Origin of the sequence: Pararhizobium antarcticum (genome assembly GCF_001885585.1) — a bacterium.
In the GTDB taxonomy this organism is placed as follows: domain Bacteria; phylum Pseudomonadota; class Alphaproteobacteria; order Rhizobiales; family Rhizobiaceae; genus Pararhizobium; species Pararhizobium antarcticum.
Map to the genome: position 1 here is coordinate 1 of NZ_LSRP01000092.1, position 15426 is coordinate 15426.

Annotated in this window: 13 protein-coding genes; 3 read left to right on the forward strand and 10 right to left on the reverse strand. The window is 62.2% G+C overall.

Features of this window, described 5'->3' with window-relative positions; genetic code table 11:
- Positions 1 to 28: 28 nt before the first annotated feature.
- Both AX760_RS14605 and AX760_RS14610 read right to left on the reverse strand, forming a co-directional pair.
- Entirely contained in the window at positions 29 to 1189 is a 1161-nt protein-coding gene (locus AX760_RS14605) for an ABC transporter substrate-binding protein (protein ID WP_071833660.1), read from the reverse strand.
- Positions 1190 to 1308: 119 nt separating this feature from the next.
- On the reverse strand, positions 1309 to 2226 hold the full coding sequence (locus AX760_RS14610) for a LysR family transcriptional regulator (RefSeq protein ID WP_071833661.1): 918 nt from the start codon (positions 2224 to 2226) through the stop codon (positions 1309 to 1311).
- Positions 2227 to 2409: 183 nt separating this feature from the next.
- Between AX760_RS14610 and AX760_RS14615 the strand changes: the two genes are divergently transcribed.
- Complete coding sequence (locus AX760_RS14615; RefSeq protein ID WP_425348859.1) at positions 2410 to 3309, forward strand: alpha/beta hydrolase; 900 nt, start codon at positions 2410 to 2412, stop codon at positions 3307 to 3309.
- On the opposite strand, the gene msrA is transcribed toward AX760_RS14615, so the two are convergent.
- The gene (msrA, locus tag AX760_RS14620; protein ID WP_071833662.1) at positions 3306 to 4037 is read right to left on the reverse strand and encodes a peptide-methionine (S)-S-oxide reductase MsrA; all 732 of its coding nucleotides are present in this window, start codon (positions 4035 to 4037) and stop codon (positions 3306 to 3308) included. The genes AX760_RS14615 and msrA overlap by 4 nt on opposite strands.
- A 218-nt stretch (positions 4038 to 4255) precedes the next feature.
- On the opposite strand from msrA, the gene AX760_RS14625 reads away from it, so the two are divergent.
- A complete protein-coding gene (locus AX760_RS14625) occupies positions 4256 to 4663 on the forward strand; it encodes an ACT domain-containing protein (protein WP_071833663.1) in 408 nt (135 codons plus the stop codon).
- An 11-nt stretch (positions 4664 to 4674) separates the two neighbouring features.
- Here the strand turns inward: AX760_RS14625 and AX760_RS14630 are convergent, their stop codons facing one another.
- The gene (locus AX760_RS14630; RefSeq protein ID WP_071833664.1) at positions 4675 to 6672 is read right to left on the reverse strand and encodes a CocE/NonD family hydrolase; all 1998 of its coding nucleotides are present in this window, start codon (positions 6670 to 6672) and stop codon (positions 4675 to 4677) included.
- 73 nt (positions 6673 to 6745) lie between these two features.
- Between AX760_RS14630 and AX760_RS14635 the strand changes: the two genes are divergently transcribed.
- The gene (locus tag AX760_RS14635) at positions 6746 to 7084 is read left to right on the forward strand and encodes a PAAR domain-containing protein (RefSeq protein ID WP_071833665.1); all 339 of its coding nucleotides are present in this window, start codon (positions 6746 to 6748) and stop codon (positions 7082 to 7084) included.
- An 18-nt stretch (positions 7085 to 7102) separates the two neighbouring features.
- Here AX760_RS14635 and AX760_RS14640 read toward each other — a convergent pair whose 3' ends face one another.
- From AX760_RS14640 to AX760_RS14665, 6 genes are all read right to left on the reverse strand, one after another.
- Positions 7103 to 8749: an ABC transporter ATP-binding protein gene (locus AX760_RS14640; protein ID WP_071833666.1), complete on the reverse strand. Its 1647-nt coding sequence runs from the start codon at positions 8747 to 8749 to the stop codon at positions 7103 to 7105.
- On the reverse strand, positions 8742 to 9569 hold the full coding sequence (locus tag AX760_RS14645) for an ABC transporter permease (protein ID WP_071833667.1): 828 nt from the start codon (positions 9567 to 9569) through the stop codon (positions 8742 to 8744). Before AX760_RS14645 ends, AX760_RS14640 begins: the two co-directional genes overlap by 8 nt.
- Positions 9566 to 10570 carry an ABC transporter permease gene (locus AX760_RS14650; protein WP_425348863.1) on the reverse strand — a complete coding sequence of 335 codons (1005 nt, stop codon included), beginning with the start codon at positions 10568 to 10570 and terminating at the stop codon, positions 9566 to 9568. The genes AX760_RS14645 and AX760_RS14650 overlap by 4 nt, the downstream gene beginning before the upstream one ends.
- A gap of 107 nt (positions 10571 to 10677) precedes the next feature.
- Positions 10678 to 12267, reverse strand: a complete 1590-nt coding sequence (locus AX760_RS14655; RefSeq protein ID WP_071833669.1) for an ABC transporter substrate-binding protein — start codon at positions 12265 to 12267, stop codon at positions 10678 to 10680.
- A gap of 314 nt (positions 12268 to 12581) precedes the next feature.
- Positions 12582 to 13364, reverse strand: a complete 783-nt coding sequence (locus AX760_RS14660) for a carnitinyl-CoA dehydratase (RefSeq protein ID WP_071833670.1) — start codon at positions 13362 to 13364, stop codon at positions 12582 to 12584.
- On the reverse strand, positions 13361 to 15424 hold the full coding sequence (locus AX760_RS14665) for an acetate--CoA ligase family protein (protein ID WP_071833671.1): 2064 nt from the start codon (positions 15422 to 15424) through the stop codon (positions 13361 to 13363). The genes AX760_RS14660 and AX760_RS14665 overlap by 4 nt, the downstream gene beginning before the upstream one ends.
- Positions 15425 to 15426: the final 2 nt, after the last annotated feature.

The following is a 15426-nucleotide window of genomic DNA, read 5'->3' on the forward strand; positions in this document are numbered from 1 at the left end:
CCCCACAGGGGGAGGGAAAGGTCAGACCTTATCGTCCGCCGATGACGCCGATATAGTCGGAGACCCAGCGGTGGTAGGGCACGCACTCGCCTTGGCTTTCGCATTTGGAAACCGGGGTCTTCCAGAACTTGATCTTCTCGAAGTCGTTATAGCCGTTTGCGGCGCAGCCTTCGTCAGTCAGAAGCGCATTGCCCTTGCAGGCGGCGGGAACAGAGGGAACCGTGCCGAACCAGGCAGAGACGTCGCCCTGGACCTTCGGCGAGAGCGAGTGCTCCATCCACATATAGGCGCAGTTTGGATGTTCGCTTTCGGCGGCCAGCATCGTCGTGTCGGACCAGCCGGTGGCACCTTCCTCCGGGAACACCGAGGCGATCGGCTGCTTGTCGGCCTTCAGCAGGTTGACCTGGAAGGGCCAGGAACCGGAGGCCACCACGCCTTCGTTCTTGAAGTCGTCGATCTGGATCATGGCATCGTGCCAGTAACGGCTGGCCAGCGTGCGCTGGACGCGCAGCACGTCGAGGGCGGCCTTGTACTGATCCTCGTTGAGCTCGAAGGGGTCCTTGATACCCAGTTCCGGCTTGTGGAACATCAGGTAGTTGGCGGCGTCGGCGACGTGGATCGGCCCGTCATAGGCCTGGACGCGGCCCTTGTTGGACTTGCCGTCCGGCAGGGTCATTTCCTCGAACACGACCTTCCAGCTTGTCGGGGCTTCACCCTTGAAGGCGTCGGTGTTGTACATCAGCACGTTCGGGCCCCAGACATAGGGTGTGCCGTAATGGGTGCCGTTCACCGTGTGCCACGGCGCGCTCTGAAGCCGTTCGTCGATGGTCGACCAGCTCGGGATGAGGGCTGTGTTGATCGGCTGGACGCGTTTGCCGGCCACGAGGCGCAGCGAGGCATCGCCCGATGCGGTGACGAGGTCAAAGCCGCCTTCGTTCATCAGCGCGACCATTTCATCCGAGGTCGCTGCCGTCTTGACGCTGACCTTGCAGCCGGTCTTTTCCTCAAAACCGGTGACCCAGTCAAAATTCTTGTCGGTTTCGCCGCGCTCTATATAGCCGGCCCAGGCCACGATCGAGAGTTCGCCTTCGCCGGCACCCAGTGCCTGCAGCGGTTCCTGCGCAAAAGCATGGGCGGCAAAGGCCAGTGACAGAGTGAGCGCAGTGCAGGATTTCAGAATCTGCTTCATCGTGAAGTCTCCCGGTTTGAGGTCCGCATTTTTACGGTTTGTTCCCGGGTGGAAGGTGCCGCGATTTCGCCGCTTTCGCAAATTCATTAATCAGAATGCCACTATCGGTTTTTCCGATATCACTGTGCGGATCGGGTCCTGCCGCTCCTCAACGCCTCAGCGACGCCGATGAAGTCCTTGGCCGATTGTGGCAGGCCCGAGCCCTTGCGCCAGACCATGCCGACCTGAACGACCGGGAGCGCACCGGAAACATCGCGGCTTTCGATGCGGTCGCCTTCCAGAGACCAGGGGCGATAGACGAGATCCGGCAGAAGCGCGATACCGGCGCCGGTGGCGACAAGGCTGCGCACGGCCTCCACCGAGCGGGTGCGAAAGGCGACATGCGGCCGGGCGCCGAGTGCCGTCAGAAGCTTGCCGGTGTTCTCCTCGATTTCATCCACCGTCAGCATGATCAGCGGCTCCTTGGCGATATCGGCGACCGAGATGATGTCGGCGGCGACGAGCGGATGGCCAAGCGGCAGCCAGAGCCTGTAGGGCGAGGTCTCGATGATTTCGGCCTGCAGTGCCATGCGGTCGCGCAGGTTGGAAATGACCATGACCGCCACGTCGAGTTCGCCGCCGACGAGGAGATGCTCCAGGTAGGATCCATTGTCCTCGATCGCACTGACGGCGACGCCGGGGCAGGCGCGGCGATAGCGAGCCAGCAGATCGGAGAGCACGTAACCGGCGACCAGCGAGGTGACGCCGAGATTGAGCGTACCGCTGCGCATATCGCGTTCCTGCGAGAACGAACGCCGCGCATCCGAGACGTCGGCAAGGATCTTCGTTGCATGCCGCAGGAACTGATGGCCGTTATGGGTTATGTGCAGGCCGCGCGGATGGCGCTCGAACAGTTCGACGCCGAGATCGCTTTCCAGTTCCTTGACCGCCTCGGTGACCGAGGATTGCGAGATCGACAGGTTCTGTGCTGCGCGCGTGACCGAGCCCTGTTCGGCAACGGCGATGAAATACTGGAGCTGACGGAGGGTAAAGGCCATGGCGATCAGTTAACATGCGGGAAGGGGGGCGTGGCAAGATTGATCGGGCGCCAGCGGCGTCCTGCAGTGAGAAATGATCGAACTGTCCTTGTCGGTTTCCGAACACCGCTTGGTTGGCAGCTGTGCTAGACAGTGAAGACGTAGCGTAAGAAGGCGATGATGACGCACGATAATCCATACCCCATGCCCACCGAGCCTGGTATCCTCGCCTTCCACAAGCGCTGCGAGGATTTTTACCCGGCCGATGCGGTGAATGCTTCGATCGGGCAGCAGCGGGCCTGGTATGACGCGCTTTGTGCCGCGTTCGATGCGCCTTCTCCGGCAGGCCTGGTGCGGCGGGATGAACGGGTCGAGGGGCGCATTGCAATCCGCCGGTATCTGCCCGCTGAAATCGCGACGCCAACCCGCATCTTCTATATCCACGGCGGCGGGTTCGTGGTGGGCTCGCTCGACAGCCATGATGCGATCTGTGCCGACCTGGCGCAGGCCGCCCGTGCCGAACTGGTTTCCATCGACTACCGCCTTGCCCCCGAGCATGTCTGGCCGGCAGCCTTCGATGATTGTTTCGAGGTGCTGGTGTGGTTGCTGGCGGATGGGCGCCCGCTGGTGGTGGCCGGTGACAGCGCCGGCGGCAATCTGGCGGCCGGGATCGCCCTGAAAGCCAAGCAGGGCAACATGGACGGTATTGTCGGTCAGGTGCTGATCTATCCCGGCCTGGGGGGCGATCTCGTGTCCGGTTCCTACCGCGAGATGGCGCAGGCGCCCGGCTTGTCGACGGCTGATGTCGGCTACTACCGCACTGTTCTTGGGGCGCCGGAAGACGATATCTTCGCCCATCCGCTGAATGCTGCCGACCTGTCAGGCCTGCCGCCCGCCTATATCACGGCGGCGCATTTCGATCCGCTGCGCGACGATGCGCGGCTCTATGCGGCGCGGCTGATCATGGCGGGTGTCGACGTCACCGTCCGCGAGGAGCCGCAGATGATCCATGCCTGGCTTCGCGCGCGCCACATGAGCGACGGCGCGCGGCTTGGCTTCGACCACCTCTGCCGCGGCGTCGCCGGCCTTGTCGGGACAGTCTAACCCTTGGCCTTCAAAACCAGGACGGGTGTGCTGGCGAAGCTGTCCGGGAACAGGGCCTTCAGATTGTCGATCTTCGGCATGTCGTTGTAGACGATATAGGGATAGGTCGGATTGAGGGTCAGGAAGTCCTGATGATAGTCCTCGGCCGGATAGAATGCGGAAAGGTCCGACACTTTCGTCACGACAGGTTCGCCGTAGATCCTGGTCTTGTCGAGTTCCGCAATGTAGGTCTGCGCGATCTTTTTCTGCTCGTCGTCTGTCGTGAAGATTTCCGAACGGTACTGGGGCCCATGATCCGGGCCCTGATAGTTCAGCTGGGTCGGATTGTGGGCAACCGAAAAAAAGACCTGCAGCAACTGGCCGTAGGTTACTTCCTTCGGATCATAGGTGATCTCGACGGCTTCGGCATGGTCACTGCGTCCGCCGCTCACGGTTTCATAATTGGCCGTTGCCTGGTCGCCGCCGGAATAGCCCGAGACGGCGTTCTTCACACCCTTCACATGCTGGAACACGCCTTGCACACCCCAGAAGCAGCCGCCGGCGAAGATCGCTTTCTGCGTATTGCCGCTTGCCGTTGCGTCGATCGATGGCGGCGGGATGAGGAAGGCTGGTTCTGCTGCCATGGTTGCCCTTGGCGACAGGGACAACAGGGCTGCGGTCATCGCTGCGGCGGCGATCGTGCCCAACAACGTCCGCTTGGACAGGGATATTTCGAACAATTTCGTCATGGTCTGGTCCTTCGCTTCCGAGTCAGGCTGTAGCAGATGGCTCCGCAGTCCCCCGCATATGCAGTCGCGGCAATGCATGGCGAAACCTTGCGCAGGTCGTCGCCTCCGGTCAATTCGCAACTGCGTGTGTCACGCCGAAGTGACAGACAGAGGGCCGGCTTGCACTGGCGCGGGATTGGATTTACGCCTGCCTTGTGGATATAGGACAGGATGCGGCGATGGGTACGGACGGAATTACGGATCTTTCCAGACTTCTGGCCGAGATGCGCCCGACGCTGGATCCAGACGCGTTTGTCTTCTGTTGCATCGCCCCTGACAATCCCGCGGCGTCGCTTGCCGCTTCGGCGCAGGGCATGTTCCGCGAAGAGGAGGGCCTGACCCTCATTCTGCGCAAGCCGGTGGCCGATCGTGCCGGCCTTGCCCATGGGCCGGTCATGCGGATGATTACGCTCAATGTGCATTCGGCGCTCGAAGCCGTCGGGCTGACCGCAGCGGTCGCCACGGCGTTGACGCAGGCAAATATCAGCGCCAACGTCGTTGCCGCCTATTACCACGACCATCTCTTCATACCCGGGGCCGATGCGAATCGGGCCTTGCAGGTGCTCCGGCAACTGGCAAAGGCCTGAGCCTTGCATGGCTACATGAAGTCGCGCGCCACCGCCTTCTCGAAGGTCTTTTCAAACACGAGCGTTTGCCCTTCGAAGGCCTCGACCTTTGCCGAAATCAGCCATTCGCCGTTGGTGCAGGCAATCGAGGCGACGCAGACCGTGCGGACGAACCAGCCGGGGCGGGCCATGTCGCAGGTCCAGGTGGAGACACCTTTCATCGACAACGGATCGCCTGATGCGATCGACCAGATCTCGTCGCGCAATTGCCGCGTCGAGAGGCCGGTGCCGGGATGTTCGAACAGGCCGGTATCCTCGTGGATGCGGTAATTCGTCGTGCCATGGGTCAGGTCGTGTTCGACCGTCCGGCGGGTTTCGGACGGCGCATGTTCGATGTAGGTGGGCAACGGATCCAGATTTTCCGGCTCCGGCATGACGATCGCACGGTGTTCGCCCAGCATCGGCAGGTCGAGCGCGATGCTGCCGGTATCGATGGTCAGGCCGGGATCGATCGGTGCCGGCAGGATGGTTGGCCAGTAGGATGTCGACAGCGACAGGCGGATGCGGTGACCGACGCCGAAACGATAGCCGCAGGCATCGAGCACGAGGCGCACGGTCGTCTTCTCCCCTTTCGGCATGGGTTTCGGCTCGGCATTGCCGTCACGATGGGAAAGGTTGAGCACGCCGAAGGTGACGCGGGTGGCAGCGCCATCCGGATGCATGTCGACGAGGCGCACGGCAAGGTTCGCCCAGTCGGCATCGCAGGCGACATCGAGCGTCAGCACCGGTTGCCCAAGAGCATCGAAGGCTTCGGTGAGAGACGCGCTCTGGAAGGTCAGCGAACCGGCATCGTCGACGCGCTGGTCGCCGGCCATCTCCGCATCGGGCTTCAGCGTGAACCATTCGCCGGATGCCGTGCCAGTGTCGAGCGGTGATTTCAAATAGATGTCGCGCACGGCATTCGCCTGGCCTTTGCCGACGTCGAGCGCACTGGTCGGGCCGACATGCATCGGCTGCATCCGTGGTGGCGTCCAGCTGTCCTTGGCGATCCAGAAGCCGGGATCCGTATTCCGACGCAGCGCCGGCTTCGGACCGTCAAGAATGTAGGCGCGCATCTGCGGCAGGGCCTCGACGCCGGTGTCTTTTCCGCGCAGCCAGTGGTTCCACCAGGCAATCGCCTCACCATGGAAGTCGGCACGCGGTTTCGGCAAGGCGAAGTGCGGATATTTATGGACCCAGGGGCCGATCAACGCCTTGGCCTTGTCGCCGAGCCCCTCGACAGCCAGCATCGGCGTGTTGCGGTAGCCGTCGGCCCAGCCGGCGATGACCATGGCCGGGACCGGGAAGCCGTCGAAGTCCTCGCAGATCGAGCCGTGTTTCCAGTAGTCGTCGCGGCGCTGGTGCCCAAGCCATTCCTCGAGGAAAAAGGGCTCGTTTTCGAGCCGCTCCATCCACATCGCCCGCCAGCGGTCGCCAACCAGTTCAGGATCGGGCGCGCGCGACTGGTAGGCAAGCATCGTCGCTGCCCAGGACAGTTGCGCAGAGAGGTGCGTGCCGTTCTTGTAGTGGATGTCGTCATTGTAGCGATCGACGGTCGAGGCAATCGAGATCACGGCCTTCAGCGCCGGTGGTTTGAGCGCGGCAACCTGCAGGCAGTTGAACCCGCCCCAGGAGATCCCCATCATGCCGACCGAACCATTCGACCAGGGCTGGGCAGCAATCCAGGCGATCAGTTCGCAGGCGTTTTCGAGTTCCAGCGGCGTATATTCGCCGTCGATGACACCGTCGGATTCGCCCGATCCACGGATATCCACCCGAACCCCGGCAATGCCGGCTTCGGCAAACACCGGATATGTGGATTCGTCGCGCGGGCTCGTTCCATCCCTTTTGCGGTAGGGCAGGAATTCGAACACAGCCGGAACCGGATCCTGATCCGCGCCGTCCGGCATCCAGATGCGTGCCGCAAGCCGCGTTCCGTCCTCAAGCACGATCCATTGATTTTCGATGACGCTGAATTTGCCTGTGGTCATGAACCTGTCTTTTCTGCATGCTGAGACGTCATCGGGGGCCGTCAGCCGCCGATTGTGTCCCGGGGGAATGTTGATGTTGGCGAGAGCCGGTCTTACCGCCTGTCTGATGATCGTGGTGCAGCCTGCTGCCGTTGCTGCAGAGACTGCCACGCCGCTGCCGGCCTGTGCGCTCTCTGGCGCCACCAGCGTCAGGATCGGCGGCCAGCCGGCCCTGCGGCTTTCCGATGTCGTCCATTGCCCGCCGGAACTTTACGAGATCGTTCCCAGTCTTTTCATCGAGGGCCAGCCAGCCGTGCATTTTCGGGCCGGAAGCGGGGACAAAGGCGACTGCGCGGCACGCGCTGATCCATCTGTCACCATGGAAGGGCAAGCTGCGCCGCGCCTTGGCGATGTGGCTTGTACGACGAGGTAAGCTTGAAATGGGCACCGCTCAATTCCCGGCGCTGGCCATGCGGCGGGTGGTGAGGACACTTTCCAGCCAACCGATTTTCATTTCGGGAACGGATTTCAGCAGAAGGTCGGTGTAGTCGTCGAAGGGCGGCGAGAGCACATTCGATTTCGGACCGAAGCGCACGAGCCTGCCCCTGTGCATGACGGCGACACTGTCGGCAATGGCCCGGACAATCGCGATGTCATGGGTGATAAACACATAGGAAACAGCGGTTTCCTCCTGCAGCTTCAGAAGAAGATTCAGGATGCCTTCGGCGACAAGCGGATCGAGGGCCGAGGTCGGCTCATCGCAGAGGATAAGTTCTGGCTTGGCCGCCAGCGCGCGGGCGATCGCCACGCGCTGTTTTTGCCCGCCGGAAAGTTCGGCCGGATAGCGATCGAGAAAGGGCGCACCCATCTCGATCTGGTCGAGCAGCTCCTTGATCCGCTCGGTCTTCTGCGCGCCACGCAGGCCGAAGTAGAAGGAAAGTGGCCGGCCGATGATGTCGCGCACCGTCTGGCGCGGGTTCATCGCCGTATCGGCCATCTGGTAGATCATCTGCACCCGGCGCAATTCGTCCTTGGTCCGGGCCTTCAGTGCCTTTGGCAGTTCCTTGCCTTCGAAACGGATCGTGCCTTCAGAGGGTGGCAGAAGGCCGGTGATGACACGTGCAAGCGTTGACTTTCCAGAACCGCTCTCGCCGACGATGGCGAGTGTCTGGCCCTTGGGCAGGTGCAGGGAGACGTTGTCGAGCACCTTGAAGCCGTTGCCATAACCGGCGCTGACATTGTCGACCTTGAGCAGCGTATCAGACTGGTCGACAGCTTCTTGACGCTTGGTCTGGCGCACGTTGACGAGTGCGCGCGTATAGTCCTCGTTCGGCGCTTCGATGATCTGTTGCGTCGTCCCGTATTCGACCGTCTTGCCATGGCGCAGAACCATGATGTCGTCTGAAATCTGCGCGACCACGGCAAGGTCGTGGGTGATGTAGAGGGCTGCCGTGTTGGTTTCCTCGATCGCGTGTTTGATCGCCGCCAGAACGTCGATCTGTGTCGTCACGTCAAGTGCGGTCGTCGGTTCGTCGAAGACGATCAGTTCGGGATTGGGGCAGAGCGCCATGGCCGTCATCGCGCGCTGCAACTGCCCGCCGGAGACCTGATGCGGATAGCGCTCGCCAAAGGTTTCCGGGCTTGGCAGGCCAAGCACGGTGAACAGGTACAGCGCCCGTTTTGTCGCTTCCTCGCGCGTCATGATGCCGTGGCGCAGCGATGCCTCGATCACCTGTTCGCCCAGCCTGTGGGCCGGGTTGAAGGCGGCGGCCGCCGATTGCGCGACGTAGCAGACCTTGCAGCCACGGATGGTGCGGATGCCGTTGCGGCCCAAAGTCAGGATATCCACGCCGTCGAGCAGCACCTGCCCCCCGGTGATCGATGCGCCACCCCGGCCATAGGCCAATGCGGAAAGCCCGATCGTCGATTTGCCGGCGCCGGACTCGCCGATCAGTCCGAGCACCTTGCCCTTTTCGAGGTCGAAGGAGACGTTCTCGACCAAAGTCACGGTCTTTGGCGGCTCGCCCGGCGGATAGCTGGTCGCCTCGATCTTGAGATTGCGGACGGACAGGAGCGTGGTGCTTTCGGGCTCAGGCATCGCCGCGGCCTCCTTTCAGGCTGGAGGTGCGTTTCATCAGCCAGTCGACGACAAGGTTGACGCAGATGGCAAGCGTTGCGATCGCCCCGCCGGGAATGAGCGCTGCGGATATGCCGAAGATGATGCCGTCCTTGTTGTCCTTGACCATGCCGCCCCAGTCTGCCGCCGGCGGCTGGATGCCGAGGCCGAGGAAGGAGAGGGTGGATAGAAACAGGATCGAGAAGGCAAAGCGCAGGCCGAATTCGGCCAGAAGCGGCGACAGCGTGTTGGGCAGGATTTCGCGGAAGATGATCCAGCCGGTGCCTTCGCCGCGCAGCCGTGCCGCCTCGACGAACTCCATCACCGCGACATCGAGTGCGACGGCACGGCCGATGCGAAAGACACGGGTACTATCAAGCACGGCCATGACAAGGATCAGGATCCACAATTGCTGGGGCAGGACGGCGAGCACGACGAGCGCGAAGATCAGTGTCGGGATCGCCATCATCAGGTCGTTGAAGCGCGAGAACATCTGGTCGATGAAGCCGCCAGTGACAGCGGCGGTGAACGACAGCAGCATGCCGAGGGAAAACGACAGGAAGGTGGCTGCCAGGGCCACTGATATCGTGGTCCGGGCGCCGTAGATCAGCCGCGAGAGCAGGTCGCGACCGAGATTGTCGGTGCCAAGCAGAAAGTCTCCGCCCATCGGCAGCCAGATATCGCCAACAACCTCGCGTTCGCCAAAGGGCGCGATCCACGGGGCGAAGATGGCGCAGAACAAGGCCAGCACGATGCCGGCAATGCCGACCCAGGCGCTTATCGGAATGGTGCTCACTCTCATCGCGGATGCCTCAGACGGGGATTGGCGATAATGGCGAGAAGGTCGGCCGCCATGTTGAGGAAGATATAGAAGGCGGCAAAGATCAGGCCGCAGGCCTGGACCACCGGCATGTCGCGCACCGTGACGGCATCGACCATGTACTGGCCCATGCCCGGATAGACGAAGACGACCTCGACGACGACGACGCCAACGACGAGATAGGCAAGGTTCAGCGCAATGACGTTGATAACAGGGGCGACCGCATTGGGGGCCGCATGGCGGGCAATGATGCGAAACGCGCTCAGGCCCTTGAGTTCCGCCGTCTCGACATAGGCCGAGGCCATGACATTGAGGATGGCGGCGCGTGTCATGCGCATCATGTGCGCGAGCACGACCAGAACGAGCGTGGCCACCGGCAAAGCGATGGCGGACAGGCGCTCGCCAAAACCCATGCTGTCATAGACGGTCGACGGAAAGGTCGCGACGCCGAGCTGAACGGCGAAGAACAGGATCAGCAGGTAACCGACGAAGAATTCCGGAAGTGAGATCGCCGCTAGCGACACGACATTGATGATCTTGTCCGGCAGCCGGTTTCGATACTGCACGGCGAGCATGCCGAGCGCCACGGCGAGCGGAACCGAGATGATGGCAGCGAAGAAGGCGAGGAACAGCGAATTGCCGAGACGCTTGCCGATCTGTTCGCTGACCGAATTGCGACTGGCCCAGGAGGTGCCGAAATCGCCCTGGACGGCGCCACCGAGCCAGCTGACATAACGCTCGGTCATGGGGCGGTCGAGGCCAAGGTCCTTGCGGATGTTTTCAACTGCCTGCGGCGTTGCCGACTGGCCGAGATAGGTGGTTGCGAAATCGCCGGGCAGAGCCTCGACGCCGCCGAAGATCATCAGCGAGACGGCAAAGAGCAGGCCGACGCTTAAACCCAGGCGCTGAAGGATCAGCGCCGCCAGCGGACGGCGCAGGCTGAAACGACGCCAGACCGAACCGGTCACCGGCCCTGTTGCCATGGCGGGCGGTTCGGTTCCGGAAACGGCAACGGACTGCGGAAGGCTTTCGCCCCCCGCAGTTGCTGCCGTTGCCTGCGCCGGACCGGTGTCAGGTCCCAGCGCCGCCATCAGGCGTCGAGCCAGACGCGGGTCGCCACATAGCCGTTCGACATGTCATTGCCGATATCGTGGACATAGCCCTTCACCGCCTTGGTCGAGGCGTTCACGAAGTCGTTGAACATCGGCAGGATCAGGCCGCCTTCATCACGGACCGTCATTGCCATGGTGCGGTACATGTCCTTGCGCTTGGTCTCGTCCAGTTCGGAGCGGGCTTCGAGCAGGATCTTGTCGAAGTCGGGGCGGAGGAAGCGTGTGTCGTTCCAGTCGGCGCTCGACAGATAGGCCGTCGAATACATCTGGTCCTGCGTCGGGCGACCACCCCAGTAGGAGGTGGAGAAGGGCTGCACGTTCCAGACGTTCGACCAGTAGCCGTCGCCGGGTTCGCGCTTCACTTCAACCTCGATGCCGGCCTTCTTGGCGCTGTCCTGATAGAGCACGGCGGCATCGACGGCACCCGGGAAGGCGACATCGGAGGTGCGCAAGAGAACCGGACCGCTGTGGCCGGATTTCTTGTAGTGGAAGGCCGCCTTGTCCGGATCATAGGCGCGCTGTTCGATGCCTTCGGGGAAGAGCGCATAGGTCTCGTTGATCGGGAAGTCGTTGCCGACCTTGCCGTAGCCGCCGAGACTGGTCTTGACCATGTTCTCGCGATCCATCGCATATTTCAACGCCATGCGCAGGTCGACATTGTCGAACGGCGCGGTGTTGCAATGCATGATGAAGACGTAGTGGCCGCGTCCGGAGGTCGAGAGGATCTCGACATTGGGCGCGCGCTTCAAAAGGTTGACGGTCTTCGGATCGACCCGGTTGATGTAGTGCACCTGACCGGAGGAGAGGGCTGCGATGCGCGCTGTCGCATCGTTCATGTTGATGATCTCGATCGAATCAACGAAACCGCGATCGGTCCGCCAGTCGTCGGCGTTCTTTTCGAGCGTGGTGCGTACGCCCGGCTCGAAGCTCGAAAGCTTGTAGGGGCCGGTGCCGATGCCGGCGCCCGGATTGTCATAGCCGCCGCCCGGCTGGATAACGAGATGGTAGTCGGTGAGCAGCAGCGGCAGGTCGGCATTGCCTTCCGTCAGGACGAGAACGAGATCGTCGCCGTCAGCCTTGATTTCCTTGATCGATTTCATGACGCCAAGCGCTCCGGATTCCGACTTCTCGTCGGTGTGGCGCTGCAGCGTCTTGACGACGTCGTCGATCGTCAGGTCCTTGCCATCATGGAACTTGACGCCCTTGCGGATCTTGAAGGTCCATGTGGCAGCATCAGCGGATGGTGCCCAGGATTCGGCAAGCGCCGGAACCGGCTGTCCGGTCAAGGGCTCGGATTCGACCAGCATGTCGCCCCAGCAGCGGCCGATGCAGAACATCACCTGCGACAGGAATTTTGCCGGATCGTTCGAATCGGTGGCGGAGCCGCCTTCAAGGCCGAGCTTCAGGTTGCCACCGCGCTTGGGCTCCTGCGCCTGCGCGCTGGTCGCAAACAGCGTGCCTGCGGTCGAAAGAGCAACCCCGGCAGCCAATGCGCGCCCCATGAATTCGCGGCGGTTCATCTTGCCGAGCATAACCTGCCTGGCGAGGTAGTTCGTGTATTCGGTCATTCCCCTGTTCCTCTCGTTTTGACGGCGTGCGCCGTTCGTTGATTATTGTTCGGTCAATGCCGGCCGTCCCATGCAGAATGCCTGCTGGAGGTGGACATTCCAACCCCTTGTTGCCGCAAACCCTGCGCTGGAAACGACCACGACCCTGGTATCGTCAGCACCTTCTGGCCTGTTGCTACACCTGAAAGCCGTGTCTTTTCCTCATGCTAGTGGCGAATGGTAAAGTTGTATTGATGCAAAGATTCGACAAAATTCATAAATTCTACTTATGGAAGTCGAGGGATTCTCTCATGGATAGTCCCTTCGCTGTGAGTTCACTTTCCGGTCCACACGGGATCGCGTTTCTCTGCAAATGCCCTTGCGCCCTCCAGTTGGTCATCGCTGGAATAAAGAATATCGACGGTCTTGAACTGCCGTTTGGTGATCCTGTTCATCGTCGTCTGGAAGTCTTCGCCTTCGGCCGCTCGGACCACTTCCTTGATGGCCGCATAGACGAGCGGCGGACCGCTTTCGAGCAGGCGGGCGAGCTCCCAGGCCCGCTCCATCAGCTGGGTCGCAGGCAGGATCTCGTTGACGAAGCCCCAGCGGTTGGCTTCTGTCGCATCGAGCCAGCGGCCGGTGAACAGCATGTCCATGGCGATGTGGTAGGGGATGCGCTTCGGCAATTTGATCGAGGCGGCGTCGGCGACGGTGCCCGAGCGGATTTCCGGCAGTGCGAAGGTGGCATGCTCGGCCGCCAGGATCATGTCGGCCGAAAGCGCGATTTCGAGGCCCCCGCCACAGCAGATCCCGTTGATCGCGGCAATCACCGGCTTGTTGAGATCGCGCAATTCCTGCAGGCCGCCAAAGCCGCCAATACCGTAGTCGCCATCGACGGCATCGCCGCCGGCTGCGGCCTTGAGGTCCCATCCGGGACAGAAGAATTTCTCGCCGGCGCCGGTGATGATCGCGACGCGCAGGCTGTCGTCATCGCGGAAGCCTGCAAAGATCTCGCCCATGATCCTGGATGTCGCGAGATCGATGGCGTTGGCCTTCGGGCGATCGATGGTGACTTCGAGAATGCCGCCTTCGCGGCGGGTCTGGATAGGTCCGGTCATAGGCTTTGGTTCCTTCGACGGATCAGGGCATCGACTGCGAGGGTCCCAGACCCTTCAGGCAAAACCATGATAGGATTGATATCGAGTTCTTCCAGCTTTGCGGCATCCGCAGCGACATAGGATGCCACGGCAGCGACAGCGGCGACGAGCGCGTCCATGTCGCCTTTCTGGCCGCCGCGATAGCCATCGAGCAGTTTTTTGATTTTTAGCCCGGATATCGCTTCGCGGATGGCATTTTCGGATGCCGGCAGGGTCAAAATGGCCGAATCCTCCAGCAATTCCACGAGAATTCCGCCTGCGCCAATGGTCAGGACGGGGCCGGCGAGCGGATCGCGCAGCGCACCGACAATGATTTCGGCCACCGGTTTTCCAATCATTTTTTCAACGAGATAACCGGATGCAACGGCCGCCATGTCGCTGGCAGCAGCAAGAACCGCCTCCCGCGTGCCAAGGTTGAGCTTGACGGCGCCGGCTTCCGTCTTGTGGGCAACGCCCAGCCCCTTCACGACCACGGGAAAACCGAGCGCTTCGGCCGCATCTGCCGCATCTTCGGCGGTCAACGCTGTCTTGCCCTGCGGAATGGACAGTCCGAATGTCGCAAGCGTCTGTTTCGCCTCATGCTCCGACAGCGTGACGATCTCGCCGTCATCAGCCGGCGTTTTCAGCAGGGGTGCCGGTGCCGGTTTCGACCAGGCCTTGCCGATCGTTGCGGAGATTTCGGCCGCCGCCAGCGCCTCGTCGATGCCGCAGAAGGGCACGACCCCGTCCGCCATCAGTGCCAGAGCGGTGGATTCCGGCATGCTTTCGCCAAGGCTGGCAACGATGCCGGCGACGGCGCCGGTTGCGCGGGAGGCGGCGATCACGGCGTCGCAGGTCGTCACCCAGTCCGTGGCATCGCAGCGATCCTGGCGGGGAAAGTCGAGAATGATCAGGTTGAGCGCATAGTCGCCCTGCATCATCGCGGTAAACGCCGTCGTCTGCCTGTCGCGATTGCCCCAGACGAAGGTGTGATAGTCGAGCGGATTGGCGATCGTCACCATCTCGCCAAGGCTGTCGCGCAGCGGCTGGCGCTGGTCGTCTCTCAAGGCACGGAAAACGGTTTTGCGCCTGACGCCGGCATCGGCCATCAGCGAGGCCTCGCCGCCCGAGCAACTCATGGAGGAGATGTCGAAGCTATTCAGCGGCGGATGCAGGTGCAGCAGCTTCAGCGTCTCGAGCAGTTCCGGAAGTGTGTCGACCCGGCCGATGCCAAGGCGTTCGAGAAGCGCCGACGAGACTTTGTCATTGCCGGCAAGCGAGGCCGTGTGCGAGACGGTGGCAAGCTGGGCTGCCTCCGATTTGCCGACCTTCAGGGTGACCACCGGCTTTTTCAGTTGGCGGGCGCGCATCGCCAGACGCTCCAGCGCCTCGATGCTGTCGAAGCCCTCGATATGCAGGCCGACCGCGGTGACGCGGGGGTCTTCGAGGGCTGCGATGGCGAGTTCGGAGAGGCCGGTCTGCGCCTGGTTGCCGGCGGTCATGATATAGGCAAGCGGCAGGCCGCGCATCTGCATCGAGACATTGCAGGCGATGTTGGACGACTGGGTGAGAACCGCGACGCCGCGTTCGACCCGCTGCATGCCGTGCTGGTCCGGCCAGAGCAGGGCACCATCCAGCATGTTGATGAAGCCGTAGCAGTTTGGACCGACGATTGCCATCTCGCCCGCCGCCGTCACCAGCGCTTCCTGGAGGTCGCTGCCATCGGCCAGTTCGCTGACGGCCTCGCGAAAACCCGAGGCGTAGCAGACAGCGCCACCGGCCTTGCGGGCGGAGAGATCGCGGATGATCTCGATGGTCAGCTGCCGGTTGACGCCGACAAAGGCTGCGTCCGGCGCGCCGGGCAGGTCGGCCACCGAACGGTAGCATTTGCGCCCGAGGATCTCATCGTTCTTCGGGTGGACAGGCCAGATTTCACCGGTGAAACCCATCTTGTCACATTGCTCGATGACCCGGCGCGCTTCCTTGCCGCCGAAGACGGCGATGGATTTTGGCCGGATCAGGCGGGAAAGGTCGCGGGTCATGC